This is a genomic window from Pedobacter sp. BG31 (assembly GCF_042464845.1).
In the GTDB taxonomy this organism is placed as follows: Bacteria; Bacteroidota; Bacteroidia; order Sphingobacteriales; family Sphingobacteriaceae; genus Pedobacter; species Pedobacter suwonensis.
Window position 1 is genome coordinate 1 of the sequence record NZ_JBHNZK010000007.1, and the last position, 16,448, is coordinate 16,448.

Consider the following 16,448-nt stretch of genomic DNA (forward strand, 5'->3'; position numbering starts at 1 on the left):
TGCTTCACTCCCCGGCGAAGTCCTTTCTTCAGTTCGCAATGACGAAGCTAAGAGCCAAAACTCAGGTTAAATAGGAACTTTGTCTGTTAAAAATCGTGGTATATATTCCACGCTTGCGCGCGTTTCTTACGCGTGCATCAATAAATTAACGATTGCATCGTAACGCTATAACAATGAATTTAGTCGCAATAGCCTCCATAGATTTCTCCCTTAGGGTAGAAAGGATGGCCATTCTATAAAATACAAATGATGATACAGCCACGCTTGCGCGCGTTTCTAACGCGTGCATCAATAAATTAACGATTGCATCGTAACGCTATTACAATGAATTTAGTCGCAATAGCCTCCATAGATTTCTCCGTTAGGGTAGAAAGGGTGGCCATTCTATAAAATACAAATGATGATACAGTCTCCTCAGTTATCTTTTTCTCTCTAAGGTGAATAACGTGAGTGATGGATATTGATAGTTGACTATCAGGTTATTACAAATATAATTCGTCATTATAAGGTGGCATATGCGCGAGCCGAAGCAATCTATCATGTAATTATGATCAAAAAAGATTGCTTCACTCCCCGGCGAAGTCCTTTCTTCAGTTCGCAATGACGAAGCTAAGAGCCAAAACTCCGGTTAAAATAGGAACTTTGTCTGTTAAAAATCGTGGTATATATTCCACGCTTGCGCGCGTTTCTTACGCGTGCATCAATAAATTAACGATTGCATCGTAACGCTATAACAATGAATTTAGTCGCAATATCCTCCATAGATTCTCCGTTAACGTCGAAAGGATGGCCATTCTTTAACATACAAATGATGATACAGTTTATCAAAAAGATTGCTTCACTCCCCGGCGGAATCCTTTCTTCAGTTCGCAATGACGAACTTAAGAGCCAAAACTCAGGTTAAACAGCAACTTTGTCTGTTAAAAATCGTGGTATATATTTCTGAAACTGCTTCTGATGCCGAAAGTGACTAAACTACTATTCTCAACAGCAGTAACATTACTTTCCCTTCGGAGCGTTCCGGCCAGTTCCAGGCGCAGGTTGTATTTTGGATTTAGAAGATAAGAAACCTGTGCACGGGCATAATACAGATTCGTTTTGATCCCCTGGCCAATTTTACTGCCATAGTCCAAAGCGCGTGTATTGTAACTTTTAAAAATATCACCGCCATAATTTAGACCAGCAGGATCTTTACCATACCTCGAGTAAAGTGCTTCTCCCTGTACATCAAAACGCTTGTAACTGTAGTTCAAAATCCCTAAAAATTCCCTGAAATTAGCGCCATAAGGGTGAGCAAGGGGTTGGTTGTAGTTGGCATAATTTGATAACCTGTCGAAATGGGCGTATGTATAGGGGCGGGCAGTATTAAATTCTGCCAGATAATTAAGCCGTTTAACCTTAAAAAGATCTGAACCGCGCAATCCCAATTGAACGGCATATTTATTGGCCCAGTATCCGTTTCCTGCAAAAAATTCTTTTGCGGTAAACTCATCAAACATAAACTGCCCGTAAAGAGCGGTATTTTTTAAAACTTCATATTTTACATTAAAACCTAACCTCATTTTATCTGGTGAGGTGGTATTGGTGTTTTCTACCGGTCTTAAAAATATAAAAGGATGTACGTAATTAAAATCAAAGCCACGTTTGCCTTCTACTTCAGCATCTGCCCAGGTAACGGCCTGAAAAAACCCTACAGAGAATTTTTTGGTCACATTCCAGTCTACATAATGTGCGGCCATCCATTTTCCCCGGTCACCCAGTCTGCGGTCTGTAGTCAGTTTTGGTGCTCCTGGATCAAGCATATAGGCGAAAATGGTCTGGTACTGCACGGCACCAAGTGTGGCCCTTACCCTAAAAAACGAATAATTGGAAGATACATCCGAAAGGAGCATGGAACGGTAACCATCACCAATAAAGTTTTTGTCGTAGCCGAGTGATAAGTTAAGGTGTGCGTTAGGGGTATACGATAATAACGCAGTTACATATGACCAGTCTTGTTTATCCGTTCCTAATTTTCCGGAACCCTGGCCCGGCACAACCTGATTAGCGACGATGTATCTATTGACATAATCAACAAATTTACCCTGGTTCTCAAATCCGTTCAGATAAAACGAGAACTGTTTACCCACTGTCCCGCCAACCTGGAAACCCCTGGTGTTTAACCAGGTACTTCGCTTACCACTAAAATCCCTACCGACCTGAAAATCGGGCAGAAAATCAGCATAAACTTTATAATCCTCACCATTAAATTCTAATAAATGTTCACTGAACAGCTTTCTATGTACCCATGATCGTCTGTTTAGCGTATCTACACCAACTTTCATTAACGAATCGTAGTGTGTGGCAATTTCAGTTCCATCTGAATAAATCCCCTTGATCGAAGAATGGAACTTATTGTCCTGACTATAAATCTGCTGATTTAATTTCTGGTAAAACTGGTAATCATAAGGGATATTAACGTTTGGAGTAGATTGACCCCATGCATGCGTCACTGAAAAGGCCATTACAGCCAGAACAAAAAATTTCTTCATTTTATTCATTAATCAAATGGTCCAGTTCTTCGAATATCGAATTCATACTCTTAAACTCCGGAACCATTTTCTTCATATTGGTTACCACCTGCATATCATCATCCTGTTTAGCAGATTTGATCAGTTCGGCGATATTGCTGGCCACTTCATCAAATACATATTCCCTCACTTTACCAATCATAATTTTCTCATGATGGGTAGGCATTGTATTTTCGTTATCGTTTAGCAATTCTTCATAAAGTTTTTCTCCGGGACGAAGACCTGAAAACTCTATTTTAACATCTACGTTCGGCTCAAGTCCGGCCAGCTTGATCATTTTTTTGGCAAGGTCAAAAATCCGTACAGATTTACCCATATCAAAAACAAATATTTCTCCACCATTTCCCATACAGCCGGCTTCAAGCACCAATCTGCAGGCTTCCGGAATGGTCATAAAATACCGGGTGATATCAGGATGGGTAACCGTTACCGGGCCACCTTTTTCGATCTGCTGCCTGAAACGCGGAATCACCGATCCGTTAGACCCAAGTACATTGCCAAACCTGGTGGTAATGAACTTGGTTGCAGGTCTTTTTTCAAGCCGGTTAATATAACTGAGTCCGTTGCTGAAAAGAAAATCCCGCTGTCCGAGTGAGTTATTGAGTGACTGGACATAAATCTCCGCAATTCTTTTGGATGCCCCCATAATGTTGGTCGGATTTACCGCTTTATCGGTTGAGATCATGACGAACTTCTGAACCCCATATTTAACGGCTTTATCGGCAACTGTTTTTGTACCCAGTACATTTGCTTTTATGGCTTCTGCAGGATTATCCTCCATCAAAGGAACATGTTTGTACGCAGCTGCATGATAAACGTAATCCGGCCTGTACATGTTAAACAGTTTGTCCATGCGCTGTTCATCCCGTACATCGCCTACAAAAGCCTGGTAATTTTTAGTGCGGTCGCTTTCATCCAGCTCGAGGTAAAGTTCGTGCAGCGCGGTTTCAGACTGATCGCATAAGATGATCAGCCCTATATCAAACTTTGATAACTGCCTGACGATTTCACTCCCGATAGAACCTGCAGCCCCGGTAATCAGAATGCGTTTTTTGTGCAGCATCTTTCCAATCCCTTCAATATCTATCCTGATCGGTTTCCTGTTCAGCAAATCCTCAATATTCAGTTTTTGAATCTGTGCCGGCTGTAATTTTCCATTGGTCCAGGCATCAGCAGGGGGTATGTTCAATACCTTAATGTCATGCTCCAAACACAGGTCTACAATCGCATCTCTTTTTTCGGCAGGTATGGTATAAGATGCGAAAATAATTTCATCTATCTCATGTTTGGCAATTAAATGCTCCAGATTTCGGGCATCCAGGATACTTACACCATCAATGGCCTTACCAATCTTACGTTGATCGTCATCAACAAAGGCAACGATATTTTTATTAACCTTATCATCATGGTCAAAAGTTCTTTTGGTAGCCATACCCGCTTCACCAGCACCATAAATGATGACCTTTTTTTTGTCCAGTTTCAGATTTTTGATGTACATAAAAAAGTACTTGATAAAAACCCGGTAGGAAATCAGGAAAAGAAAACTGAATAAGCCTCCAATAATCAGTACCGTATTTGGGATCAGCGGCTTTTTTAAAAAACTAATGGCGGCTAAATTGAATATGAAAAATGCGCCGGTGGAGATCAAAACTGAGGATAATATCCTGATGGAGTCTTGTGCGCTTGTATACCTGATGATACCGGAATAGCTTTTGGTACACAGGAACACTATCGAATTAATCAACAGCAACAGCAGTAAATTACTTGACAATTGGTAGATATCCACAGATGTTAAGTTTAAATTAAACTTTAACATATAGGCGAAAATCATCGCCAGTGAACAACAAGTCAGATCAAGACTGAAAATAATCCAACGGGGAACGATATTAATTTGTGTAAACAATGTTTTATAGGCTAAGTTTGCATATCAAAGATAAACACCCAACAGCAATAATCCTGCCATTTATCATTAAGTGTTTGTGCCGGCTCAAGGCACTTAAAAAAGTTTAAGGCCTTGAGCAAGGTTAATTTGCAACTTATGCCCAAAGGTTTTTTGGATACTCCCCGCCTGTGGTCAATTGATCAAGTTCAGCCCGCACAATTTCAGCATCTTCTTTAAAAGTTACGCCGAACCACCTGGCTTCGGTTTTAACCAGGCTCACTACGCCTTCACCAGCACTGATCAGTTTATCCACCACTTCAGGGATCAGAAATTCCGACTTCAAATCGGCGTCATGCCGATCCAGGAATTTATCGTATTCACCTTCGCTCCATCTCACAAATGAGGGTGTAAAACAGAAAAAATTCATACTCACCGGCGTCAGTAAATCCATCTCTAACGGATCCCCTTCACTTACCCTAAATGCCTTACCATCACGTTTAAAAATCTCTTTCCGCTCGGTAATCCCTGTAATATCACCCGCTACATCTACTTTTATTTCACCACGTGTAACTGCGCCGTGTTCACTGAGTGTATTTTTTAACTGGTAACCCAGGCAAGCGTATTTACCATCCTGAACGGCTTCAGTTAAAAATCCATAGGCCTTTTTGAATGCGTCAAAGCCGTAAAAATCATCAGCATTAATGACGGCAAAGGGCGCGTCGAGCACATCTTTGCAACACAATAAAGCATGCTGTGTTCCATAAGGCTTAACCCGGCCTACAGGCAAATCCCGGCCGTTCCTGAATTGGTCCAGGCTCTGGTAAACATATTCGGTTTTCACTTTACCCTGAAGCTTAGGCTCCATAACCGCTTTAAAGGATTCAGCAAACTCTTCCCTGATGATAAAAACAACCTTGTCAAATCCGGCTTTAATGGCATCGAAAATAGAATATTCCATAATGGTTTCGCCTGACGGACCAAAAGATTCTGTTTGTTTAGCGCCACCATAACGACTCGCCATGCCGGCTGCGAGAATGACCAAAGAGGGGTTGAGATTATTCATTTAGCTTTTCTTTTAAAAATATAACGCAAAAATAACAAATTAAACAAATTTAAGGGCTTATACCCTTAAAAAAGATGCAATTATTCTGTATTAACGCTAAAAAAAACACATTATTAACAATAATTTAATATTAAAAGCAGTTCCCCGATAAAATTCAAAAAAACTCTTGACTAAAGTCATCAAGAATTTTAAAAATCACAAAAAACACAATTATTTAACCTTCAATTTTCCTGAAAAAGACCTTTAATTTTGGTATCTTCGCAGTATATTTATGTCGTTACCAATTGTTTGTCAAACAAAACTATTCTTATTATCATGGCAGTAGCAGAAGTGGTTAAAAAAGAGCATCAATGTCCTAAATGCAAGAGCGAACTGAACCGAATTCCGAGAAATTTCATTTTTAAAAAAATACTTCCTTTCATTCCCGTTAAACATTACATCTGTTACCGGTGTAAACGAAAATTTTATAGGATCGGTTCTTAACATTAAAAAACCGCTTTTTCAGGGCCTATCTATCCATATCATTTAACTACCAGTTAAAACCTCATCACGGGCAACACTGATCAAAATGCTCGCCATCAATTGACTAAAATTTACTAAAACGTTTCAGTAAAACCTAAACAATAACTGCAGCCTAACGAATCGATTTCTACCCGGTTCCGCAATCCGCATCGCTCATCCGTCAAATCACTTCTCTCAGTCGCTGCCAAAAAAAACTGATACAATTAACCCTAAGCGTCATCTATTAGTACTGGTAAGGATAAAATACCAATTTTTAGTATTATTCAACGTGAGTTAAACGGTTTGACCTCGTGCAACATTCCCTGAAATAAATCCGATGGATATCGGATCAGGGAAACGATAAACGGACCGCAAATACTGAATCCACCTCATCATTGATTTTAAGCAGCCTGTGATGTGTAACGCATATAGCCATCAAGAGTTACTCAAAAATCTTAAATTGATGATCGGAAGTAAAATAAAATCTAAAGAAAGGCTTACCGGTCAGATTTGCTGAACACCGGTAAGCGAAAAAATATTGAAATTTGAGGGCAGGATTAGCCCTTAGCAAGGGAAATCGCTTTTAACTTTTCTCTGATAGTTCCAGCTCTTTCTGCATATGCCTAAGTGTTATGTTGGCCACGGAAGCGCGAAAAACACGGAAAAATTTTTATCTCCTCCGTGATTTCTGTGTTTCTGTGGTTAATTAATTTTTGCTCGTCTTTAAAAGCAATATCCTGAGCCCCTAGCTTTTAAGTGAACATGTTATCCATTCATACTGGTAAGAATAAAATACCAATTTTTAGTATTATTCAACCTGAGTTAAACGGTTTGACTTCGTGCGACATTCCCTGAAATAAATCCGATGGATATCGGATCAGTGAAACGATCAATGGACAGTAAATACTGAATCCACCTCATCATTGATTTTAAGCAGCCCATGATGTGTAAGGCAGGTAGCCATCAGGAGTTACTCAAAAACCACAAGATGATCGGAAGTAAAATAAATTTAAAGAAAGGCTCACCGGGCAGATTTGCTGAACACCGCTAAGCGAAAAAATATTGAAATTTGAGGGCAGGGTTAGCCCTTAGCAAGGGAAATCGCTTTTAACTTTTCTCTGTTAATTCCAGCTCTTTCTGCATATGCCTAAGCGTTATGTTGGCCACGGAAGCGCGAAAATCACGGAAAAATTTTAATCTCCTCCGTGATTTCTGGGTTTCTGTGGTTAATTAATTTTTGCTCGTCTTTAAAAGCAATATCCTGAGCCCCTAGCTTTTAAGTGAAAATGTTATCATTCATACTGGAAAGGATAAAATACCAATTTTTAGTATTATTCAACGTGATTTAAACGGTTTGACTTCGTGCAACATTCCCTGGAATAAATCCGATGGATATCGGATCAGTGAAACGATCAATGGACCGTAAACTGAATCCACCTCATCAATGATTTTAAGCAGCCTGTGATGTGTAAGGCAGGTAGCCATCAAGAGTTACTCGAAAACCACAAGTTGATGATCGGAAGTAAAATAAAATCTAAAGAAAGACTCACCGGGCAGATTTGCTGAATACCGGTAAGCGAAAAAGTATTGAAATTTGAGGGCAGGATTAGCCCTTAGCCAGAGAAATCGCTTTTAACTTTTCTCTGTCAGCTCGAGCTCTTTCTGCATATGCCTAAGCGTTATGTTTACCACGGAAGCGCGAAAAACACGGAAAAATTTTTTAATCTTCTCCGTGATTTCTGTGTTTCTGTGGCGAATTAATTTTTGCTCGTCTTTAAAAGCAATATCCTGAGCCCTTAGCTTTTAAGTGAACATGTTATCTATTCATACCGGTAAGGATAAAATACTAATTTTTAGTATTATTCAACATGAGTTAAACGGTTTGACTTCGTGCAACATTCCCTGAAATAAATCCGATGGATATCGGATCAGGGAAACGATAAACGGACAGTAAATACTGAATCCACCTCATCATTGATTTTAAGCAGCCTGTGATGTGTAAGGCATGTAGCCATCAGGATTTACTCAAAAACCACAAGTTGATGATCGGAAGTAAAATAAAATCTAAAGAAAAGCTTACCGGGCAGATTTGCTGAACACCGGTAAGCGAAAAAATATTGAAATTTGAGGGCAGGATTAGCCCTTAGCAAGGGAAATCGCTTTTAACTTTTCTCTGTAAGTTCTAGTTCTTTCTGCACATGCCTAAGTGTTATGTTTGCCACGGAAGCACGAAAAACACGGAAAAATTTTAATCTCCTCCGTGATTTCTGGGTTTCTGTGGTTAATTAATTTTTGCTCGTCTTTAAAAGCAATATCCTGAGCCCCTAGCTTTTAAGTGAAAATGTTATCATTCATACTGGAAAGGATAAAATACCAATTTTTAGTATTATTCAACGTGATTTAAACGGTTTGACTTCGTGCAACATTCCCTGGAATAAATCCGATGGATATCGGATCAGTGAAACGATCAATGGACAGTAAATACTGAATCCACCTCATCATTTATTTTAAGCAGCCCATGATGTGCAAGGCAGGTAGCCATCAGGAGTTACTCAAAAACCATAAGTTGATGATCGGAAGTAAAATAAATCTAAAGAAAGGCTCACCGGTCAGATTTGCCGAACACCGGTAAGCTAAAAAATATTGAAATTTGAGGGCAGGATTAGCCCTTAGCCAGGGAAATCGCTTTTAACTTTTCTCTGATAGTTCCAGCTCTTTCTGCATATGCCTCAGCGTTATGTTGGCCACGGAAGCGCGAAAAACACGGAAAAATTTTTATCTCCTCCGTGATTTCTGTGTTTCTGTGGCTAATTAATTTTTGCTCGTCTTTAAAAGCAATATCCTGAGCCCTTAGCTTTTAAGTGAACATGTTATCTATTCATACCGGTAAGGATAAAATACCAATTTTAGTATTATTCAACCTGAGTTAAACGGTTTGACTTCGTGCGACATTCCCTGAAATAAATCCGATGGATATCGGATCAGGAAAACGATAAATGGACCGTAAACTGAATCCACCTCATCATTGATTTTAAGCAGCCCATGATGTGCAAGGCAGGTTGCCATCAGGAGTTACTCAAAATCTTAAATTGATGATCGGAAGTAAAATAAAATCTAAAGAAAAGCTTACCGGGCAGATTTGCTGAATACCGGTAAGCGAAAAAGTATTGAAATTTGAGGGCAGGATTAGCCCTTAGCCAGAGAAATCGCTTTTAACTTTTCTCTGTCAGCTCGAGCTCTTTCTGCATATGCCTAAGCGTTATGTTTGCCACGGAAGCACGAAAAACACGGAAAAATTTTAATCTCCTCCGTGATTTCTGGGTTTCTGTGGTTAATTAATTTTTGCTCGTCTTTAAAAGCAATATCCTGAGCCCCTAGCTTTTAAGTGAAAATGTTATCATTCATACTGGAAAGGATAAAATACCAATTTTTAGTATTATTCAACCTGAGTTAAACGGTTTGACTTCGTGCAACTTTCCCTGAAATAAATCCGATGGATATCGGATCAGGAAAACGATAAACGGACCGTAAATGCTGAATCCACCTCATCATTGATTTTAAGCAGCCTGTGATGTGCAAGGCAGTTAGCCATCAGGAGTTACTCAAAAACCATAAGTTGATGATCGGAAGCAAAATAAATCTAAAGAAAGGCTCACCGGGCAGATTTGCTGAACACCGGTAAGCGAAAAAATATTGAAATTTGAGGGCAGGATTAGCCCTTAGCCAGAGAAATCGCTTTTAACTTTTCTCTGTTAGCTCGAGCTCTTTCTGCACATGCCTAAGTGTTATGTTGGCCACGGAAGCGCGAAAAACACGGAAAAATTTTTATCTCCTCCGTGATTTCTGTCTTTCTGTGGCTAATTAATTTTTGCACGTCTTTAAAAGCAATATCCTGAGCCCTTAGATTTTAAGTGAAAATTTAATAAGCATTTTCCTCACCCCTGAACACATTGATAATGGTCATAAAAATGATTTTCACATCAAGCATCGCTGTCCAGTTTTCGAGGTAAAAAATATCAAATTTCACCCTGTTTTCCATGGCATCATTCTCCTTGGTTTCGCCCCTGAACCCGTTCACCTGCGCCCAGCCGGTTATTCCTGGTTTTAAAAAGTGGCGAACCATAAACTGGCTAATGATCTTCTTATATTCCTCAGTGTGTTTCAGCATGTGCGGCCTGGGGCCAACCACACTCATGGAACCGAAAAAAACATTAAAAAACTGGGGCATTTCATCCAGGCTGGTTTTACGGAGGAAGTGCCCGATTTTGGTGATGCGGTCATCATCTTTGGTCGCCTGCTTTTTATCACTGTCCTTATTCACTTTCATGCTCCTGAACTTCCAGCACCAAAAGGGCTCGTCATTTCTGCCGCTGCGCAGCTGTTTGAACAGCACTGGCCCGGGGCTTTGAATTTTAATCAAAATCGCTATGATCGGATATAACCAGCTCATGACAAATACAATTACAAAAGTACTGAATATTACATCAAAAGCACGCTTTTTAAACCGGTTGCCCATAATCTCCAGGGGTTCATTCCTCAGGGTAATCATCGGAAATTCTCCCCCCATATACGATATGGTATACGGGGCCGCCAGAGCGCCACCAATATCAGGTACGAACTTTAACCGCACACATTGCTGATCTGCCACCGCCACCAATCTGCTTACATCATTCATCCGGTGCGGTGCGATAGCCACATAAATCTCTTTTACGCCAGATTCTACCGCTGTTTGTATCTTTGCCGATATCCTGTCGTTGCCATCCATCGAATCGTATATATCCTCGTCATCGCCCACAAATCCAAAGAAATTTAAACTTCTTTGCTTATGGATATAATCTGATAACCTGATGGCCGTTGCATTCGACCCCATAACGGCCACTTTTTTGGCAGCGTTAAATTTGTTGATCACCACGTATTGAATAAACGTGCCTATAAACCGGTTCAGAATAAATGCGCTGACCAATCCGATATAAAAAACAATTAAAAAAGTTCTTGAAAACTCGTATTCTGCCGAAAACAACAGGTAGGAGAGGTATAACACAAAATGCAGCGCCAAGGTACGGTAAGTACCCCTGTAAATGCGCTCCAGTTTTCGTGCCCCATAAGATGAATAAAGCCCGAAAATGGCAGAACCGAAAAGCCAGATCAGATTATAAACCACCACATGGTGTTTATCCATTTCATTGTGTACATTTTTACCTAACAAGGGCGTAACATGATAAGCAGCAAAGTACACCACGTTAAGCATAATTAAGTCAGTAACTGGCAAAATATACTTGAGCAGGTATAAGTATCGCGTTGGGGTCATACTTAAGGAATGGGATTAGACAAATTCAAATTTAAACAAATCTTCAGGACTAAGCGCGATTAGAAGTAAAAAGTAATTGATATTTGTAATGTAAATAATCGCACACGCTGCAACTGGAAATTGATATGTAAAAACCACCAGTGCTATTTTTAATCTCAAGGTAAACGGAATGGCTACACGCCAATTCCGTTTACCTGAAAACCGATTTCCCTAAGCGCTTTATGATCCAGCACATTTCTACCGTCAAAAATCTTCGCCGGTTTCAGCATTTTAGCGTAGATTTTTTGCCAATCGTAGTTTTTAAACTCATCCCACTCGGTTAAAACGGCTATGGCATGTGCGCCATCACAGGCCTCATAAGGATCCTGATATACACTTACGCCATTCCGGTTTGATTCAACTGACCGGGTTTCCAGATATTCCAGATCATGGTAGATCTGCGCTGTTTGTACCTTAGGATCATACACCTGGATAAACGCCTGTTCATTCAACAGTTCATCGGCTACATATATCGCAGCAGATTCCCTTGTATCATTGGTATCTTTTTTAAAGGCCCAGCCCAGAAAAGCAATTTTTTTACCGGAAACGGTATTGTACAGGCTCTTTACAATGTTTAAAGCAAAACGTTTTCGCTGGTGATTGTTCATAATAATCACCTGCTCCCAGTAGTCGGCTACTTCCTGTAAACCGAAAGACCTGGAAATATAGACTAAATTGAGGATATCCTTTTGAAAACATGAACCGCCAAAACCTACAGATGCCTTTAAGAATTTTGGCCCGATGCGGCTATCTGTACCAATCGCCCTTGAAACTTCATTGATGTTGGCCTCCGTTTTTTCACACAATTCAGATATGGCATTGATGGAGGATATTCTCTGGGCTAAAAATGCATTGGCCACCAGCTTGGAAAGCTCTGAAGACCACACATTGGTGGTGAGGATCCGTTCTCTCGGGATCCAGTTGGCGTAAACATCTACAAGCGCAGCAATGGCCTCCTGGCCTTCTTCAGAATCATCACCGCCGATTAATACGCGATCAGGGCTCAACAGGTCTTCCACTGCCGTACCTTCCGCTAAAAATTCAGGATTAGATAAAACCTGGAATTTAACGCCACTGCCCGTGTTATGAAGAATATCACGTACCGCTTCTGCCGTACGAACAGGTAAAGTTGATTTTTCTACAATAATTTTATCGGAAGTAGATACCCTTGCGATTTGTCTGGCACAAAGCTCTATCCATTTTAAATCAGCGCCCATTCCCTTACCGGAACCATAGGTTTTGGTTGGGGTGTTTACCGAGATAAATACCATCTCCGCTTCAGCAATGGCCTGATCTACATCCGTTGAAAAAAAGAGGTTCCGTCCCCTGGCTTCGGCAACAACCTCACTTAAGCCAGGCTCATAAACCGGAATATTATTTACATCAGGATCGTTCCAGGCGGCAATACGCGCTTCGTTTAAATCAACGATGGTAACTTTAATATCCGGGCATTGTTTTGCTACCACAGCCATAGTCGGCCCGCCAACATAGCCTGCACCTATGCAACAAATGTTTGTAATTTTTCTCATTTAATGGTTTATTAGATTGAAGTGGAATCTTATTAATAGATATGTAAAGGTAAACTCTTTTTTTAACGTTTAAATGTTTTTTTTTCAAAAGGAAACATACAAAAATCAAATTTTAACCTAAGTCCTGGCTATTAAATTAATTAATCAGCATAATGTTAAGGAGATATTTATACAAATGTATCCCATGTATTAAACTTATCGTTATTCTCTGCATAATTGATAAAACAAACGCAGTTTCTACATAACCGCATTACGATTTTCACCAATCTGTGGCCTATAATATAAGCTATTTGGAATTCAGTGATAAACTAGGTAACGAAATTAGAAATTTACAGTTATCCTATTGTAAATTTACTATTAAAATCATCTATTAAATTTACCAACAACGTCTAACAAATGCGCTTCATATTGATCAACAATGATATTCCAGTCGTAAATATTTTCGATTTTTCGATTATTATTTTCAAGCATATGCGAGTAATTTTCGATGGAATTGCTAACGGTTTGCAGATGTCTTTTTACATCTTCTGAGTTATTGAAATAGAGTGCATCATCTTCAAGAATGTATCTGTTAAAAGGATTATCATTCGCACAAATCAAACTATTGGAAGCCATTGCCTCTAATAGAGAAGGATTAGTGCCGCCTACAGTATGACCATGAAAATAGAGGTTAGAATAAAATCGCAGATTATTTAGTACTTCTATATCATAAATCCCACCAATAAATTGAATGTTTTTTCTATCGCCGAATTTTGTCTTCAGGTATTCTCCATATTTTGAATTGTGTTTACCAACAACCAAAAACGGCCGATCCAGGTTAGCTTCAACTACACCGTTCAAAATAACTTCGATGCTATTCTCTGGTTCCAAACGGGCAATTAGCATGTCATAACCATAAGGCTCAAGTCCATAATTATTTAGAACACTAACATTTGGGTTATCAAACAGCGTAGCACCATAAGCAATAAATGTTGATTCTTTCTTGTATTTTTCTTTTAAATAATCTTGAATGCCTATTGAATCTGAAATCAAATGATCACTGTATTTAACACCCAACTTTTCTGCCCATCTTAAAAATCGCTTTACCTTTTCCGAATACTTAGTTCTTTTCCATTCTAAGCCATCCATATTTGTCGTCACTACACTATGGTTAGGCATCAACCAGCCCCAAACGGAACTGCTGGTATAACCTAATTGCAAAATCACATCGCAATTACGCTTACGCAAGTCTAAAATGCAATTTAAGTCATAAATAAATTGACCTGCTGTTCCTAACTTATCCTCAGGATCATAGCAATGAACTATTTTAACGCCATTCCACTCATGTTCCTGGTAAGGATGATTATGAGAATTATAAACGATAACCTCAAATCCTTTTGCTACCAAACCCAAAGCCAAGTATTCTGCACACTGTTCAAATCCACCATAATGATTGGGAATGCCCCTTGTACCTAATATTGCTAATTTCATTATCTTTTAGTTAATGTTAATATAATTTTTTATTCAATGCCCGTTTCACTTCATATAGGTATTTGCCCTTGTCAACTATAGACGGGGTTAACCATGCACCCTCGCCATATTCATTCCATGCATAAATTACGGCTACTTTTTCTTTGGTGGCAACCGGATTTGTGGAAAGCCAGTTTCGAATGGCAATAACTTGACTGTAAACCGATCCAGGGCTGTAGCCAACGTATATGGGCGATGATAAATTGTTTTTATTTATATCTCCCCATGGCCTTGGATCCCAATTTAAAGTGATCACCGGGATATATGGCAGTACACTTGTCTTATAACTCTCCCACACAGCCGAGTCTGCCCTGGTGAGATTATCAATAGGTAATTTTTTTACGGCACCTTTAAACCCGGCCGAGTGATTATTGTAAGCGGTAAGTACATCAAACCCACATTTTTGAGCTAATATTCTATCAGAAACCCCACCGCTTATACAAGCAGCACAGGTTACCCCAATTAATCCACTCTTCTCTGCTTTAGCCCTCAATTGGCTTAGCGCACTCTTCACTGCGTCCGTCGAACCAAATTCTTGAATCAACGTTCTAAAGTCAAAAATTGTGATTAATGGTTTAGCATCTACCTTCAGGTATTTAGGATCCTTAAAGTATCTAATCCAGGCAGAAGTGACGAAATCCCAGTCTTTAGGCCCAATGATACTCCCCAAGTGATTTGCCACTAAAAGATTAAACTGCAGCCTACCGGAGTTTGGCGAAGAAAGGTATAATCCCAGGGCTTTGTTCAATGGGTTGCTTTTTAGTTTGGTAGAGTCAGAATCACTATAATACCAACAGAAACTAAAAAATGAAATACCGGCATTTGCCGCTTCATCTATTTGCGCTTTCATGATTTTAGGTGTACTGGTTACCCAACCCCATTTAGGCTTTCGCTCCGGAAAATTATCTTTTAAACTTTTTGTAATATGGTTGGTTTGACCTGTCCAGCCATCAAAATAATATGCGCCTAATTTTATGGGCGCTATTTGGGCGAAAGCTGAATTATTACCCGAAAAAAAAACAAATAATAGAAGGCCCGATAAAAGTTTCGAAAACCTATGAACAAATGGATTCATTGCTAGATCATCTATGTTGGATTAGCTATAATTATCTTTTTTCTCTACATCTATTTTAAACTCTCAATCCACTTCCACGTTTCTGCTATACCATCTCTAAGGTCAGTAAATTTATACTCACCAATTGTAGCTTTTAGCTTTGAGATATCTAATATAAAATGGCTTACGTCATAAGATTTTTGAGGAGTATAACTTACTCTACTAATCCGTCCAGTAGCAGAATTTACTTCTTCAATTATCTCATTAATTGATGTTCCTGTTCCACTCCCTAAATTAAATACGCCTTCTGCTTCAACCTCTATAAGTTTAGTTAAAATGGCAACAAAATCTTTGATATAGATATAATCTTTGGTCGCAGTACCGTCCCCGAAAACAGATAACTCTTCATCTTGGCTCACTTTTCTCAAAAAAGTCGAAATTACCCCTTGAGCAATAAAATGGCCTTGCCTAGGCCCATATGGGTTTGATGGGCGTACAATCAGCGAATCCAGGTTGTACAACCGTTTATATAAGTGGATATAATGTTCTATTGAAGCTTTTACGATACCATAAGAAGATATGGGGTTAAGCGGTACATCCTCATTTATTGAGCCAGGTTGTGTATTGCCATAAACTGCCCCGCCAGATGAAAAATATACCAATTTCCTGATCCCAAGCCTATTCATTAAATTCAAAATGTTCAATGTCGGGATCAGGTTATTATTTACATCAGCTATCTGATCTACGTTTGATGTGCTGGGCACAGAAGCACTTGCCAAATGGAATACGATATCAATGCCAAGCATTGCTTCATATAAATCTGGGATATTGTCGAGTTTCGATAACCTATAGTCAACATTTGGTAATGGATTTCTAAACCTTTCATACGATACATCAAAAACCCGCACTTTATAGTTCTTCTCAATTAAATGGTCAATTAAATGCGATCCAATAAAACCATTTCCCCCTATAATTAAAACATTTTTGTTCATG

General features: G+C 39.3%; 8 protein-coding genes. All 8 read right to left on the reverse strand.

Translation table 11 applies throughout. From position 1 onward, the window contains the following. Positions 1–920 precede the first annotated feature (920 nt). Complete coding sequence (locus ACFE6N_RS10520; RefSeq protein ID WP_378936236.1) at positions 921–2,531, reverse strand: gliding motility protein RemB; 1,611 nt, start codon at positions 2,529–2,531, stop codon at positions 921–923. Between the two features lies 1 nt (position 2,532). After that, on the reverse strand, positions 2,533–4,473 hold the full coding sequence (locus ACFE6N_RS10525; RefSeq protein ID WP_378936238.1) for a polysaccharide biosynthesis protein: 1,941 nt from the start codon (positions 4,471–4,473) through the stop codon (positions 2,533–2,535). A gap of 133 nt (positions 4,474–4,606) precedes the next feature. After that, entirely contained in the window at positions 4,607–5,515 is a 909-nt protein-coding gene (locus ACFE6N_RS10530; RefSeq protein ID WP_378936240.1) for a sugar phosphate nucleotidyltransferase, read from the reverse strand. A 4,420-nt stretch (positions 5,516–9,935) separates the two neighbouring features. After that, entirely contained in the window at positions 9,936–11,324 is a 1,389-nt protein-coding gene (locus ACFE6N_RS10535; RefSeq protein WP_378936242.1) for an undecaprenyl-phosphate glucose phosphotransferase, read from the reverse strand. A gap of 173 nt (positions 11,325–11,497) precedes the next feature. After that, entirely contained in the window at positions 11,498–12,892 is a 1,395-nt protein-coding gene (locus ACFE6N_RS10540; RefSeq protein ID WP_378936244.1) for a UDP-glucose 6-dehydrogenase, read from the reverse strand. Positions 12,893–13,255: 363 nt separating this feature from the next. Continuing rightward, positions 13,256–14,362, reverse strand: a complete 1,107-nt coding sequence (locus tag ACFE6N_RS10545) for a DUF1972 domain-containing protein (protein ID WP_378936246.1) — start codon at positions 14,360–14,362, stop codon at positions 13,256–13,258. Positions 14,363–14,378: 16 nt separating this feature from the next. Continuing rightward, positions 14,379–15,476 (reverse strand): glycoside hydrolase family 99-like domain-containing protein, encoded by a 1,098-nt coding sequence (locus ACFE6N_RS10550; RefSeq protein ID WP_378936248.1) that lies wholly within the window; start codon positions 15,474–15,476, stop codon positions 14,379–14,381. Positions 15,477–15,526: 50 nt separating this feature from the next. Then, complete coding sequence (locus ACFE6N_RS10555) at positions 15,527–16,447, reverse strand: NAD-dependent epimerase/dehydratase family protein (RefSeq protein WP_378936250.1); 921 nt, start codon at positions 16,445–16,447, stop codon at positions 15,527–15,529. Position 16,448: the final 1 nt, after the last annotated feature.

Excerpts from the sequence above, each read along its gene's own strand:
- ACFE6N_RS10550 (WP_378936248.1), bottom strand. The coding sequence starts at position 15,476 with ATGAATCCATTTGTTCATAGGTTTTCGAAACTTTTATCGGGCCTTCTA.
- ACFE6N_RS10535 (WP_378936242.1), bottom strand. The coding sequence starts at position 11,324 with ATGACCCCAACGCGATACTTATACCTGCTCAAGTATATTTTGCCAGTT.
- ACFE6N_RS10555 (WP_378936250.1), bottom strand. The coding sequence starts at position 16,447 with ATGAACAAAAATGTTTTAATTATAGGGGGAAATGGTTTTATTGGATCG.
- ACFE6N_RS10540 (WP_378936244.1), bottom strand. The coding sequence starts at position 12,892 with ATGAGAAAAATTACAAACATTTGTTGCATAGGTGCAGGCTATGTTGGC.
- ACFE6N_RS10545 (WP_378936246.1), bottom strand. The coding sequence starts at position 14,362 with ATGAAATTAGCAATATTAGGTACAAGGGGCATTCCCAATCATTATGGT.
- ACFE6N_RS10530 (WP_378936240.1), bottom strand. The coding sequence starts at position 5,515 with ATGAATAATCTCAACCCCTCTTTGGTCATTCTCGCAGCCGGCATGGCG.
- ACFE6N_RS10520 (WP_378936236.1), bottom strand. The coding sequence starts at position 2,531 with ATGAAGAAATTTTTTGTTCTGGCTGTAATGGCCTTTTCAGTGACGCAT.